The organism is Aquabacter spiritensis (assembly GCF_004346185.1).
In the GTDB taxonomy this organism is placed as follows: Bacteria; Pseudomonadota; Alphaproteobacteria; order Rhizobiales; family Xanthobacteraceae; genus Aquabacter; species Aquabacter spiritensis.
Window position 1 is genome coordinate 438,156 of the sequence record NZ_SMAI01000001.1, and the last position, 14,065, is coordinate 452,220.

At 65.9% G+C, this 14,065-nt stretch carries 11 protein-coding genes; 4 read left to right on the top strand and 7 right to left on the bottom strand.

The genetic code is table 11. The features are described 5' to 3' along the window. Window positions 1–110 precede the first annotated feature (110 nt). The 6 genes from EDC64_RS02110 to EDC64_RS02135 all read right to left on the bottom strand — a co-directional run bounded on the left by EDC64_RS02110 (window position 111) and on the right by EDC64_RS02135 (window position 8,086). On the bottom strand, window positions 111–911 hold the full coding sequence (locus tag EDC64_RS02110; protein ID WP_132029330.1) for a phosphosulfolactate synthase: 801 nt from the start codon (window positions 909–911) through the stop codon (window positions 111–113). Continuing rightward, window positions 908–3,220, bottom strand: coding sequence for a DUF3604 domain-containing protein (locus EDC64_RS02115; RefSeq protein WP_132029333.1), 2,313 nt, complete (start codon window positions 3,218–3,220; stop codon window positions 908–910). The genes EDC64_RS02110 and EDC64_RS02115 overlap by 4 nt, the downstream gene beginning before the upstream one ends. Continuing rightward, window positions 3,217–4,098 (bottom strand): ABC transporter permease, encoded by an 882-nt coding sequence (locus EDC64_RS02120; RefSeq protein WP_132029336.1) that lies wholly within the window; start codon window positions 4,096–4,098, stop codon window positions 3,217–3,219. Before EDC64_RS02120 ends, EDC64_RS02115 begins: the two co-directional genes overlap by 4 nt. Further along, window positions 4,095–4,907: an ABC transporter ATP-binding protein gene (locus tag EDC64_RS02125; RefSeq protein WP_132029339.1), complete on the bottom strand. Its 813-nt coding sequence runs from the start codon at window positions 4,905–4,907 to the stop codon at window positions 4,095–4,097. The genes EDC64_RS02120 and EDC64_RS02125 overlap by 4 nt, the downstream gene beginning before the upstream one ends. Window positions 4,908–4,917: 10 nt before the next feature. Continuing rightward, a complete protein-coding gene (locus EDC64_RS02130; RefSeq protein WP_132029342.1) occupies window positions 4,918–6,993 on the bottom strand; it encodes a metallophosphoesterase in 2,076 nt (691 codons plus the stop codon). An 82-nt stretch (window positions 6,994–7,075) separates the two neighbouring features. Then, window positions 7,076–8,086: an ABC transporter substrate-binding protein gene (locus EDC64_RS02135; RefSeq protein WP_132029345.1), complete on the bottom strand. Its 1,011-nt coding sequence runs from the start codon at window positions 8,084–8,086 to the stop codon at window positions 7,076–7,078. Between the two features lie 136 nt (window positions 8,087–8,222). Between EDC64_RS02135 and EDC64_RS02140 the strand changes: the two genes are divergently transcribed. Continuing rightward, window positions 8,223–9,029 carry a GntR family transcriptional regulator gene (locus EDC64_RS02140; RefSeq protein WP_132029348.1) on the top strand — a complete coding sequence of 269 codons (807 nt, stop codon included), beginning with the start codon at window positions 8,223–8,225 and terminating at the stop codon, window positions 9,027–9,029. A gap of 18 nt (window positions 9,030–9,047) precedes the next feature. Here EDC64_RS02140 and EDC64_RS02145 read toward each other — a convergent pair whose 3' ends face one another. Further along, on the bottom strand, window positions 9,048–11,081 hold the full coding sequence (locus EDC64_RS02145; RefSeq protein WP_165933612.1) for an ATP-binding protein: 2,034 nt from the start codon (window positions 11,079–11,081) through the stop codon (window positions 9,048–9,050). A gap of 368 nt (window positions 11,082–11,449) precedes the next feature. Between EDC64_RS02145 and EDC64_RS02150 the strand changes: the two genes are divergently transcribed. Genes EDC64_RS02150 through EDC64_RS02160 form a run of 3 tightly spaced genes read left to right on the top strand, consistent with a single transcriptional unit; the run spans window position 11,450 to window position 14,065 of the window. Next, window positions 11,450–11,950: a putative pterin-binding protein gene (locus tag EDC64_RS02150; RefSeq protein WP_132029355.1), complete on the top strand. Its 501-nt coding sequence runs from the start codon at window positions 11,450–11,452 to the stop codon at window positions 11,948–11,950. After that, window positions 11,931–13,670 carry a sensor histidine kinase gene (locus EDC64_RS02155; protein WP_245504486.1) on the top strand — a complete coding sequence of 580 codons (1,740 nt, stop codon included), beginning with the start codon at window positions 11,931–11,933 and terminating at the stop codon, window positions 13,668–13,670. Before EDC64_RS02150 ends, EDC64_RS02155 begins: the two co-directional genes overlap by 20 nt. Beyond that, entirely contained in the window at window positions 13,667–14,065 is a 399-nt protein-coding gene (locus EDC64_RS02160; RefSeq protein ID WP_245504487.1) for a response regulator, read from the top strand. Before EDC64_RS02155 ends, EDC64_RS02160 begins: the two co-directional genes overlap by 4 nt.

Here is a 14,065-nt window from a genome sequence, read left to right on the forward strand (position 1 = left end):
ATCTGGAAGCGCGTTCGGGAGCAAGGCTCATGGCGACCTCCTCAAAGGTTGCCCCCCTTATGCCGCCCCACCCTGCCACCCGCTTTGACGTGGCGCAAGCGCGCCGCGCGTCAGCGATCCCAGTGCGACGGCGGCCCGGCCACGCCGAGCCCGGTGCGCGTCGCCTCGAAATCGAGCACCGTCTCGGGCGCCACATTGGCGACGTTCACATCAGGCCCGAAGCTGCGCACCAGCAGCTTCTTCAGGGCTTCGATATCGCAGGTCCGCACGTCGGGAATCCACGGGCCGGGCAGTTCGAACATCAGGTGCTCGGGCGCGATGCCGGCATTGAGAGCTGCGAGCATCTCCCGGTCCGCGACGCCGTCGACGACCAGTTCGGCCGCCTCCACCAGGACCAACTCAGCGCCCTCCGCAAGGCATAGCTCGGCCTGGGCGATCAGTTCCGGCGCCGTGGTGCGGCGGTCCTTCGCCCCCACTTCGGCGAAGACACCCAGGCCCGCCGCCCGCGCGGCGCGGATCTGGCGCGCCCGCTCGGCGTCGTCGAGCGGCACCACATTGTCGGAGATTTCGATGGTCGCGAACCCCAGCCGAAGCGCCTCGTCATAGAAGCGCGGCAAGGCCTCGGCCCCCAGCGTAGCGAAGACATATTCGTGAAACTGGCCGCCGATAAAAGGCCGGATCTGCGCGGCCGTGTAGGCCGCGAGCTTGGCGCCGAGCTGCGCCGCACCGTAGAGGCGCGCCGTGCCGGTCTTGATCTTGGCGAAATCGACGTAAGCGCCGGCCGTATCGATGATGTCGAGGGCCGCGCCGAGGCCGAGCCCCTGGTCGATCATCATGGTGCAGCCGGTGCGGCGCGGCTTGGTGCAGCTTCTGCCGGGCGCCAACGGGACGAAATCGAACGGGGCGTTCAAGGGCTGCCCTCCGGCAGGAGATAGATCGGGCTCGACCAGGCGCGATGCCCGTCTTCCAGGGTGACCGCAACCAGGATCCGCCGCTCCTCTTCGCCGACGGCAATGTCGCGAACCAGAGTCAGAGGCGCGCAAGGCGTGGTGTCGGGCAGGCGATAGGCCGAGAGGCGTCGCTCCAGCTTGCCGCATGGCACCTCGAGCGGCGCCGCGCCGAGATCGGCGATGGCGCAGGCGAGCGTTCCGTTCGGCGTTTCGACGCGAAGCATACCCGCCTCCGGATCTCCGAGCGTCAGCTCGACTCCGGCGAAATTGCCCGTCGTCACCGAGAGCCAGCGCACGCTGTTGTCCTCAACGCGCAAGGGCTTGTCGGGGTTGAAGAAGTTGATAGGCCGCGCGGCGAGGATGCGGTTGCCCTCGACGACGAGCCCACCGTCCCAAATGCTCTGGCGGAATCGGCCGCGATATTCCGCGCCCGCCCAGGTGACGACGATCCGCCGCCCGCGCGGCGCCTCAGCCCCCGGCCGGACGGTTTCCAGAACGGCGGCACCGTCGCGAATCTCCAGCGCCACGATCGGGCTCGCGGCGCTCACCGCCACCGAGAGGCGGGCCGTTCCGCTGGGCGCGCGGACGATATCGCCCATGATCGCGGCCTCCGCCGGATGCCCCTCGGCGCCGCCCAGAGCCGGGTCGTCGCGGAACAGGAGGCTGCCCGCCGGCAGATCGGCCCGCACGTCGAGATCGAGCCGGCAGCCCGTGGTGCCGTAATGGTGGCGTGCCCGCATCGCCTCGAACAAGGCGGCCCGGTCGAACCGCGCCGCGAGAAAACAGGTGAGGCCGCCGAGCGCGCCGAACATCGAGGCGCCGGGCGGTTCCGCGCCGGGGCGGCCCTTATGGCCGTCGCTGCTCGCCACCACACCGACGCGGTAGCCGAGCGCGAAGGCATCCGCCAGAAGCCACTCGAAGGTGCCCCAGCTCGAATGCACCTCCACCGCCCGCTCCAACGCGACGTCGTGGGCATACTGGATGTCGGCATAGCGCCCGCCGCAATGGGCCCAGCAGATCACGTCGTCGCCGGAGGTGCGCAGCGCCGAAAACAGCGCCCGTGCGTCGACACAATCGGTGGCCTCGTCGGAGCGGTCGGGGACGAGCGCGTGGGAGGAGCGCCGGATGGTTCCGCTCTCATCGCCGAAGAACACGTTGCGGTCGCCGCCGAGGCCGGTATTCCCCGACCATTCGTAGCCCGGCACCGTGATGAAGCGGCCGGGCGCATTGAAGGCGCCCATCAGGTCGTTCAGCTCCTGCCAGAATTCGGCGGTGATCTGGAAGTCGTTGCCCTGATGTCCGACCGCGTCGAGAAATGCGATGTCGCGGGCGAAACGCAGATAATCGTGCGCCGACGAGGAGCCGATCGTCTCGCCGCTCTGCGCGTGCAGGTCGCCCCACAGGCGCAACAGGCCGTCGTCCGGCGCGATCACGAGCGGATTGGAGACGGTGAGCACCTCCCCCTCCGTGCTCGAGACCTCCACGGCGACCACCCCCTGCGCTCCGGCCGTCAGTCCGTCGAGGCGCAGCGCGGCAGCGCCGGGCGGAAAGGTCGCCTCGGACGGGAGACCGGACAGTGATCCGCGCAGGCGCAGGGTGCGCCCGCCGACGTCGGCGGGATTGCCCCAGCGGTCCTCCGCCCTCAGTCCGAGCGCCACCGAAGCGCCGGGCGCGCAGCGGGTCGGCAGGACGGCGACGAAGGCGGCGGCCGGCCCGGCGACGATGGCGATGGTCGGCTGGTCCGGCACCCGCACGTAATGGCCGCAGGCGATCGGATCGACCAACACCTGGAATTCGTGGAACGGGTCGGCGAAGGTCTGGAGCCGGTAACCCGGCGATCCGCCCTTGGGGTCACCGAACCGGACGGTGATCGTCTCGCCCTCGCGCAGATAGCCCTTCACCACCCGGATCACCAAGGTCCGGTCAAAGGGACGGGTATTGAGCTTGTAGTCGAAGCGGACATCGAGCACGGCGCCGTTGCTGGCCGCCACGGTCACATAATTGGCGGCCGAGGGATCGTCGAATTGCGGCTGGCCCTGGTCGGTGGCGAAGCGGAAGCACACCCGCAGGGTGCCGGTGTCGTCGATGCCGTAGCGCCCGGCGGTGTAGGTCAGCGATATGGTCTGGAGCGACCCCGCGGGGAAAGGCCCGCGCGGGGTGATCTCGACCCGCCCGGCCAGCGCGGGCGCGATGGACGGGGGTTGCGGCACCCAGTTCGGCCGCGCTCGCACCGGCCCCTGGGCAACGAAGCTCTGGCTGCCGGCGTTCATCGCTGCATTCCCCATTTGCGGACGGTGTGGATTTCAAGGGTGCGGAACACCAAGCTCTCGATAGCGAGGCCGATGAGGATCACCGTGAGCAGGCCGGCGAACACGTAAGGCGTTTCCAGCGCGACACGGTTTTCGAAGATGAACCAGCCGAGCCCCCCGGAGCGCGAACTGGCGCCGAACACCAGTTCGGCCGCGATCAGGGTGCGCCAGGCGAAGGCCCAACCGATCTTCAGGCCGGAAACGATCGCCGGCAGCGCGGCGGGAACCAGGATGCCGAAGATGTAGCGCACGCCGCGCAGGCCGAAGGTCTGGCCGGCCATGCGCATGGTCTCGCTCACCGATTGGAAGCCGCTATGGGTGTTGAGCGCCACCGCCCAGAGAACCGAGTGCACGATGACGAACACGATGCTCGGCAGACCGAGGCCAAACCACAGGAGCGCGAGCGGCAAGAGCGCGATGGCGGGCAGCGGGTTGAACATGGCAGTGAGGGTCGAGAGCAGGTCGTTGCCGATCTGCGTCGTCGCCGAGAGCGAGACCAGGATGCCCGCCGCAGCGACGCCGATCGCATAGCCGGTCACCAGCACCTGGAGAGAGAGCAGCGTGCGTTCCAGCAGCGTGCCGTTGGTCAGCGCATCCCAAAGCGCGACCAAGGTGGTGCTCAGCTTCGGCATCATCAGCTCGTTGTCGAGCCAGGTCGCATAGATCTGCCAGGCGGCGGCGAGAACGAGCAGGATGACGATGCGCCGGAACAGCGCGTTCTGGGTCAGCCGCTCGCGCCAGGAGAGATCGCGGACGATCTCGCCGATACTGTCGACGGCGAGAGGGGTGCGCTCGTATTCCGGACGCGGCGGCGGATCGGCGGCGAGGGTGTGGCTCATGCGTGCGCCTCCGCAAGCGAGGTCGGGGACCGGTTGAAAAGCATGGTCTCGATGCGGCTTTGAAGCTCCGCGAAGCGCGGCGTGCCGGCACTGTCGAAGCCGAGGCCGCTGGCGTCGAGCTCGGCACGCACCTGCCCGGGATGCGGCGAGAGGACGAGGATGCGGGTGCCGATGATCAGCGCCTCCTCGATCGAATGGGTGACGAACAGCACCGTGAAGCGCGTATCCTCCCAGAGCCGCAGCAACTCGGCCTGCATGGTCCGCCGGGTCAAAGCATCGAGCGCGGCGAACGGCTCGTCCATCAGCAGCACGTCCGGCTCCATCGCCATGGCCCGGGCGATCGCGACGCGCTGCTTCATGCCGCCGGACAGCATGTGGGGGTGCACATCGGCGAACCGCGAGAGACCGATCTTGTCGAGATAGGCGCGCACGCGCCCGTCGATCTCGGAGCGGGGGAAACGTCCGGTGACGCGCATGGGATAGGCGACGTTCTCGTACACCGACTTCCAGGGCAGGAGTTGATCGAACTCCTGAAACACCATCATGCGGTCCGGCCCCGGCCGCTTGATATCGCGGCCATTGAGGCGGATCCGCCCCTCCACCGGCTCGAGAAATCCGGCCGCTGATTTCAGCAGCGAGGACTTGCCGCATCCGGAGGGACCAAGCAGCACGAAGCGGTCACCGGAATAGACCTTGAAAGAGACCCGCCAGGTCGCCGTCACCAGCCGCTCGCGGGTCTTGTACTGGAGCGAGACATCCTCGGCGCTGAGGACGGGCAGAGCCGGATCGCGGGGGGGCGCAGTCGCCATGACGAACCTCTCAAACTTTGGAGCGCGTGCCGACCAGCAAGGTCGGACGGTCGAACGTATCTGGAACGGAGCCGTCCTCGGCGGCCAGCTGCGTCCCGATCCGCGACGACACCTGCCAGGGCGCGTCGAGCGGCACGCAAAGCGGTGGCGCCGCCAAGCCGAACGCCTCCCATCGGGCGGGATCGAGGGTGAGCCGCGCCCCCGGCTTCGGGAGGATGAGGAAGCCGGCGCGCTCCGCGCCCGAGAGCATCAGGATGCGGCCCTGCCCTTGCATGTCGACAGCAAGCTCGGCTGCCGCCCCGGTCTCGCCCCAGAAGGTGGACAGGGCCTCGATCGCGAGCCCCGCCGGGCGCAAATTGCAGCGACGATCGACCAGACCGTGCCGCACGAAATATCCCCGGTCGAGATCCATGAAGGGATCGAAAAAGAGGCCGAGCCGGGGAAAGGCGAGTGCGCACGCATAGAATTCAACGGCGGCCGCGAGGATCGCCGCGTCGTCGGTGACATTGGCCGCGGGATTGTTGCCGGCGATCCGCAGATGCAGATCGACCCCCAATCCGGTGCGGCGCGCCCACGCATCAAGCGTGGCGCAGAGCGCGGGAAGGTCGGCGTCCAGCCCCGCCCGAACCACGATGCCGTCGATGGCGAGGGGCAGAAGCGCTTCCAGGTCCGGCAATTGGTCGGGACGGAAACCGTGGGCCACGAAAAGTTCAATCTTGGATCCAATTTTCGCCTCGTCTGCCGACGTGGCGACGCGGGCCAGCAGAACGGGGCGGCCGAGCCGGGCGCGGAAGGCGGCAAGCGCCTCAGCCTGGTCCGACACCGCATCGAAGGGCAGCACGCACTCGAACCGGTCGATCAGGTCTGCATGCTCCACGATCGCGTCCGCTGCTCCGCCGGCGGGCACGCCGAAGCCCGAGACGGTGAAGCGGTGTCCGATCGCCACCAAATCCGCCATGCGGCGCCGGCTCGCGGGATCGATAAGGTCGTCGAGCGGCACGCGTGCGCGGCGCACCCCGAGCCGCCAGAGCGCGGCGATCGGATAGTCGTTGCGCACCTGCTTGCGGACGAATTCGTCCATCGGGCCGTTTTGCGGCAGGGTGACGATCTCGGCCCAGGGGTGGCGCATGAAGACGCCGATCGGCGCCCCTCCGGGACGCTTGGGATGCGGGAGCAGATCGGTCGTTCGCGGCGCGGCCGGCGCGAGGCTCTCAGCGGCGCCCAGCTCGCGGCCATAGCTGCGCAGGATGTGAACGGCGTGGCCGTCCGCGTGAACATCGACCATGACGAAGCCGAGCTTCTCGGCATCGTCACGCCCGTTCTCGGCAGCCGCCTCGATCCGGAACATCTCCGAATAATCCTGACGCACGAAGGATGTTGCCGGCAGCACGTAATATTCGGTGCCCGCCAGCCGATGATAGAAAATATTGTGAACGTGCCCGGCGAACACCGCCTCGACCTGGTGGCGGCGGAACAGATCGAGCAAATCGGAGCGCGCCGGCTCGTCCACATTGTCGTAGGTGCTCGGCTCGTCCGGTGCGCGTACGAACAAGGGATAATGGAGGAAGACGAAGACCCGCAGATCGCCGGCGGATGCGAGGGTCGTCTCAAGCCAGGCGCGTTGGGCCGCCTCCATCGGCAGTCCCGAATTCAGGACCGGCGTATTGAGTGTGACGACCCGCACGCCGTCCTGGTCGAAAAAGCGGTAGCTCGGGCCGAAATTCTTTTCGTGAATGGCGATCCAACTTTCACGCACGCCCTTGGCGGGCATGGCCCGGTTGGGCTTGTCCCCGATGTCGTGATTGCCGGGCAGGACATGCATGCGGTTGTGGTGCTGGCGGAACACGTCGTGGGTCAGCGCCACGGCGGCGTCGAAGGTCGGCAGTTCCGGCACCGGATGCACCAGATCGCCGAGATGGATGACGAACCGGGGATCGTAGCGGGCGATTTCGCGGGCGATGAAGCGGGCGCGGCCGGTGGCCCGCTCGTTCACCTTCCAGGGCGCGGACTGATCGCCGGTTTCCGGCTTCACATGGGTATCGCCGACCACGGCGAAGGAGAACAGGCGTGTCTCGGGACGCAGCATCACGCTTCTCTGATTTTTGAATGCGAGCCATCGGCGGCCAATGGCGGAAGGCGGCGCCCGCCGCGGCGGGCGCCGGTTGGCCTCAGCTTCCCTTTTCGGAATGCACGGTCTCGAAGAAGTAGTCCTTCCAGGAGGACGGCTTCTGCTTGAGCGCACCCGTGGAATACATGAATTCTGCGATCTTCATGCTTTCCTTGGGAAAGATGTCGAAATCATATTCCGGCGAGGCGAGGATGCCCTCGACGATCGCCCGATCGGTCTTGTCGCCAGTCACAGCGTAATATTTGTCGATCGATCCCTTCAGATCCGATTTGATCAGCGCGACCGCCTTCTTCTGGGCTTCCATGAAGGCCGCAACGAGCTGCGGATTTTGCTTCACGAAGTCCGCCTTGGCATAGATCACGCTCAACGTCGCCGGACCGCCCTGGATCTGGAAGGAATCCGCCACCTTATGGATGCCGGGCACCTTCAAGGCGCGTTCCTGGAAAGGCGAGCTGGCCATGTATCCGGTAATGCCGCCGGCCTTCGAGGTGAGCGCCGCATAGGCCTCCGGATGGGCCATCGAGACCTGGATATTGTCCAGCGCTCCCGATTTTCCGGGGCCGAAAGCCTGCTCGACGCCCATGGCGAGGACGATCGCCTGGATCGACACCTTGATGCTCGGAAGCGCGATCCGGTCGTCGGGGCCGAAATCCTTGATCGACTTGATGCTCTCCTTGTTGGTGAGGAGATACATCGGCGAAGCGTTGATCGCGGAGAGCCCCTTCACGCCGTAATTCTTCGACGTCTTGTCCCACAAGGTCAGCATGGGCGCGACCCCGGCGGAGGCGATCTGGACTGAATCCGACAGCAGCGCGTCGTTGAGCGGGGCACCGCCGCCGAGGCGGGCATATTCGACCTTGAGGTCGAGACCCTTTTCCTTGGCGGCCGTCTCCCACAGCTTGTCGTGCTGCATCACGATGAGAGGAAGATAAGGAAGGCCGATCTGGGTCGCGACCTTCACACTGGACATTTCCGCGCGCGCGGGGGCGGCGAGGCCGATGAAAGCAGCGGCGGCAAGCGCCGCCAGACGCAAGTGTGTCGAAACGGGCATGGACCTACTCCTCTGGAGGACGGGGCGCCGGTTCCGGTCATCTCCCCTGTATGGCTTAAAAAGCCTATGGTATGGTCAACCAGCACACAAGCTTATTTGATGTGCAGCCTGCACTTCGATTACACAGGATTTTAGGGTGAGCTTGGAGATCGGAACCAACGTGGTGGCACCTACGGATCACGTCGCACGCGCAGCCGATGCGGCTGAGGCGCGGCGTCGGCTGCGCACGTCCTCTCTGCCGCTCTACGTCGCGCTCGCCAATCTTCTGCGATCGGAGATTCAGGAGGGCCGCTGGGCGGCGGGCGCGCAACTGCCCACTCTCGATCAGCTTTCCGACGCCTATGGCGTGGCGCGGGTCACCATTCGCCAGGCGCTCGGAATGCTCGCCGACGACGGACTGATCGATCGGCGCCAGGGAAAGGGCACGTTCGTCGCGAGCGGCATGCCGGAGCGCAAGATCATCCATCTCGATTCCGACTGGCATAATTTTCTTCAAATGCTCGACGGCAACGTGCCCGAGCCGCTGGCGGTCGACCCGGACGCCGCACCGCCACGCATCCTGCCCAAGGAGGGCGTCCCGGCCGCCTCCTACCGCTACATGCGGCGCGTGCATCGCGCGGGCGGCCAAGCCTATTGCGTGATCGACGTCTATCTCGCCAATTCCTGCTACAGGCGCGCGCCCGATGCGTTCGACAGCGAGATGGTGATCCCGGTGCTCGGCCGGGTGTGCGGTCCGGAATTGAAGAAGATGTCTCAATCCTTCCGCATCATGGCAGCAGACCTCGTGGTGGCGCGCCATCTCGACCTGCCGGTCGGCGCACCGGTCGGCGAGGTCCGGCGCGTCATCACCGACCATGACGGCATGGTGATCTATCTCGGTGCCGGCCAGTATCGCGGCGACCTCGTCGTATTCAACACCACGCTCGAAGTGCCGACAGGCTGAGGCTGCGCCGCTGGGATGTCAGCTTGCCCGCTTCGCGTCGCACGGCTCGTCCGGGGCCAGGCCAGGGAATGTGATGGTGAACACGGCCCCCTCCCCGTCGTTCGCGACGCTGAGGGTGCCGCTATGGTCGCGGACGATCCCGAAGCTGACTGAAAGACCGAGCCCGGTCCCGTGGCCCGCCGCCTTCGTGGTGAAGAAGGGCTGGAACACCTTGCCGATGATCGCGTCGGGAATGCCGCCACCATTGTCGCGCACCACGATCCGAACTGTCTTCCCCTCGACCTTGGCAGGATCGCACCCGCAGGAGATTTCGATTGCCCCGCGTAGGCCCGGCTCCTGGCTGCGGCGCGAACGGATGGCATCGCGCGCATTCAGCAAGAGGTTGATCAGCACCTGCTCCAGCAATTCCTGACGACAGGGGACCTTGAGCCCATTGTCGCAGGACAGCCGGGCATCGAGCGCGATGTCGTCGAGACGGATCTGCGCCCCCACCACCTGGATGGCCCCTTCGATCGCCTTTTGCGCAAGGCTCGGCTCGCTGCGAAACTCGCTGCGCCGTCCAAAGATCCGCATATGATCGATGATCGCCTTCATCCGATCTGTCTGATGGATAATGCGATTCAGCTTCTCTTCGACGTGCTCACGCGGCAAGCCGCGGCGCATCCCGCTGAGGGCATTGCCCGCCGCCAGCCGGATCACCCCGAGCGGCTGGTTGATCTCGTGGGCGAGGCCGGTCACCAGCTCGCCGAGCGCCGCCATCTTCGACATTTGATAGAGGTTGTTCTCCTCCATGCGCTTGGCCGTGTGATCGAGCGCGAACACCATGAGATCGTGCGCCGGCCCGCCGACGGCGCCGATCTCGCCGAGGCGGGCGACCACATATTGGACTTCGTATTCCTCGCCGTCCTTGGTGAAATGCTCGACATTCACCGACGGCTCCATCGCGGTCCCGAGCCGCGACAGAAAACCCGGACTGCGTACATGCGCATCGACCGCATTCTCCCGCGCCGTGCCGATCGGGCTCGCGACACCGCCATGGACGTGGACCACGCTGATCCCAGGTACCTTTCCGAAGGCGTCCAGGAACTGCGACTCGCGCTGGCGGGCGTTTGCCTCGACCTCCCGGGCCCGCAGGCGCTGCTCGAGCCTATTATAGCGCATCACCAGAAAGCCGAGCACCAGAAGCGCAACCGCCAGTCCGGCCGCGGTCGAGATCGAAGCGATCTGGAATTCCCGCGTCTGCCCGATGATGTTCGCCAATTCGGACGTCACGAGAATGACCACCGGATACCGCCCGGAAACCATGTAATAGCCGATGCGCTCGATGCCATCGATCGGGCTCAACGCGCGGTACTCGCCCTGCTTCATTTCCAGCATTTCAGAGAAAATCGGCGAAGATCGCAGGTTCATCCCGACCGCCGATTGGTTGTTCGCCCGACCGGAGGCGCGCGCGCGGACGACGCCATCGACGCCGAGCAAGGCCACGGCAGCATTGTCGTCGGTGCGGAGCCGCCCGTAGAAATCAATGAGTTCGGCGATTTCGTACGAGGCGACCAGAATGCCGAGAAGGCGGCCGGACGGGTCCCGGACCGCGCGGCTGAACTGGATCGACCAAGTCTGAGACACCCGCCCTTTGACCGGCTTGCTGATGAAGATCTCGTTTCCGATCGTGCCTTCGAGATGCGCGCGCACATGCTCTCGATCCGTCAGGTCGATCGAATTTCCGGGTGGCGACAGATTGCTCGCAACAAATTTTCCGTCGGGAGCCACCCAGGACAGTTGAATCACCGATGCAGGCAGCGTCGCCGCCTTCAGATCCCGATAGATTTCCTGCGGTGTCATGGCCTCGACTGCCACAGTCGAGAACCTGACCATGAACGCGTCGATAGCCTCGATGGTCCTCTCGAGGTGCGACATCAAAACATAGACGAGCTTCTGCGAGGCGACGATCGAAGACCGCTCCTGTTGCGCCTGATGCAGATGGACAGAAAACAGGGAAAGTGCCACCGGCAGACAGCAGACGAGGGCGAGCGCGATCCAGGCGAATACCACCCGGGTTCCGCTGGCTTGTCGGCCACGTGACGAACGCTCTTCCTGTGACGCCTGCCCCATCTCGACCCGTTTTGTCCCCGGCGCCCCGGCTCCATCATTTGCCTGAAGTCGGTTGCCGTGACGTCGCTGCGCACAGTGTCCACGGCCACGGCGATCCTCCCTTAGAGCCCAATTTCAGCCGGCTGTTAATGTGCAATCTGCGGATCCAACCGGTCGATAGCTCCAATCTGGAGCGATCTGCCCGGGATAGAGGCCAGAATGGATCGAGAATCTCGCGCATTGTGGAGGTATCCGTGGCAGCCTCCTCAGCGAATGGGAGTTGCGTCGCCGGCGTCGCCGATGCCTTCCGCACGAGGTAAATGTGCTCGATGCGCCTGTCTCTCCTTCTGATCGCTCTCGCCACGGCCCTTGCCGGGCCGTGCGCGCTTGCCCAGCAGGTCCAACGCGCCGGGCTGCTGCTGGTGAGCTGGCACACGCGCGACGGCCGCCTTCTGGCGGAGCAAACCCTCGACCTCGGCGCTCTCGATGCGATGCCGCAAGTCGATATCGTGACATCGACCCCGTGGACGGAGGGCGCCAAGCGCTTCAGCGGGCCGGCCATGGCACGGCTCGCCGGGCTCGCCGGGCTGTCGCCCGTCTCGGTCCGCGTCACCGCGATGAATGATTACGTCGCCGTCATCCCCGCTGCCGACTGGAAGGACGCGCCGATCGTGCTGGCCACCCGCCTCGACGGAAAAGTCATGCGGGTCCGCGATAAAGGTCCGTTCTGGATCATGTACCCGATCGATGCGCGCCCGGAATTTCTGCAACTGAACTACCGTGCGCGGATGGTTTGGCAGGTGAAAAGCCTTGACTTCGTGGTTGAATAGCGCCCGCGACACGCTGCGTGTCCTCCCGGTCGCCTTGATCGCGACCACGATCTGCCTGTTTGCTGCGACGGCTTTGCTTTACGTTACGGAAAGCCAAAGACGCGCGCTGCTGTCTGCCACGATCCGCAGTTCCGGTTGGGTCGCGTATCAGGCCCAGCTCGAATATGTGAAGTCGCGCGCGGCCATGGACAGCGTGGTGATGGTGCCGAGCCAGAACGCGCTGGATTTCCTGGGGCTGCGCCTTGAGCTTCTGCGCTCGCGCCTGCCGCTTCTCTACAGCTCCGAGGAGGGCCGGTTCCTCGACGAAATCGCGGGCGTGAAGTCCGGCGTTCAGGCGTTCGAGGGCGAGATCGACGCTTTCCTGGACCGCCTTCCGCTGCTGCCGGCTGACCGCGCGACGGCCGACGAGGTCCTCAGCTGGATCGACGCCCTCGAACCGCTCGGCCGCACACTTCAGACCGCGCTGCTGACCTCCGTGGCGTATAATGACGAAATCTTCCGCCGGGAGCGCGAACTCGCCGCAACCCCGGCGATCGTTCCTTTGATGCTGCTCTTCGTTTCGGGAACCTGCCTCGCTCTGGTCCTGCTGGTCCAGGCACGCCGCGATCGCGTCCGGCTCGCAGCCGTCCAGACCGCCCGAGCTGCCGTGGCGGCCATGGAGGAAAATCTGCGTGGTGTCATCGAGGCCGTCCCGGCCTGCATGGCGGTGATCGATCCGAGCGACCGCCGGGTTCGCTTTGTCAATTCGGGAGGAGGCGCCATGATCGACGCCTCGCCGGACCACCCGGATTGGGCGCGCTTGACAGATGCGGCCTTCGCCGCCGCACGGTTGGAGGGCGCACAGTGGGGGACGCTGGCGCTCACGTTCGACACCGCGGAAGGCGCGATCATTTCTCTGCGGGGCTCGCTGTGCAACGTGATCTGGGAAGGACGGCCACAGATTCTGATGGTGCTCGCCGACACGACCCGCGTCCGCGACGCCGACCTTCAATTGCTCCAGGCAGCCAAGCTCGCGACACTTGGTGAAATGGCGACCGCGATCGCCCACGAACTCAACCAGCCGCTCGCCGTGATCCGCATGGCGGTGGCCAACGCGCATCGCATGCTGGCCTCGGACGGCGAACGTAGTCTCATCGCCGCGAAACTCGACCGCGTCGCCTCCCAAGTCGATCGCGCCAAACGGATCATCGATCAGGTGCGGCGCTATGGCCGGCTGCCGACCGGCCGGCCGACCCGCTTTTCTCTGCGCCACGCGGTCGAACTCGCCGTCGGTTTCGTCGCCGAACAATATCGCGCCTTCGGGATCCGGCTTTCGATCCAGCTCGACATCCCCGCCGACTTGATGGTGACGGGCGAGCAGACCATGTTCGAGCAAGTGATTGTCAATCTGCTGATCAATGCGCGCGACGCCTTCGAGGCCCGCACGACCCCCGGTCGTGCACCATGCGTCTTTGTGCGCGCACGGGTGGCCGGCGACAATGCGGTGATCGAAGTGGAAGACGACGCGGGCGGCATCGACAACGAAATGATGAGCCGCCTGTTCGAGCCCTTTTCGACGAGCAAGCCCGTCGAAAAGGGAACCGGCCTCGGCCTTTCCCTCGCCCGCAGCGTGGTACGCGACATGAACGGTCAGATTACGGGGGAGAACATCGCGGAGGGCGCCCGTTTCACGGTCGTCCTGCCGATCGCCTCCGCCCCTTCGGCGCAGGAAGCGGCATGAGCGACGCCCCATCCATCCTGATCTGCGACGACGAGGCGGACCTCGCCGCGGAACTCGGAGAATATATGAGCGCCAATGGCTGGATCGCCATGGTCGCGACCTCCGCACCCGACGCGCTCGCGGTTCTGGAAGGCGGGGTAACGCCGACCTGCCTGCTCACGGATCTGCGCATCGCCGAGTATGACGGTGCCGAGCTCGTCACGGCGGCGCGCAGTTTGCCGCCCGCGCTCCAGCCGCAGATCTTCGTAATGATGACCGGCCATGTGGTCGACGCCTCGGAAGCCGCGGACTTCGGCGTCGACCTCCTCTATCTGAAGCCGATCGACCCGGACGCGATCCTCGGCGATATTTGTGCGGCCCTCTCGCGGCGGAACGCCGGAAAGGTCGAAGGCTGA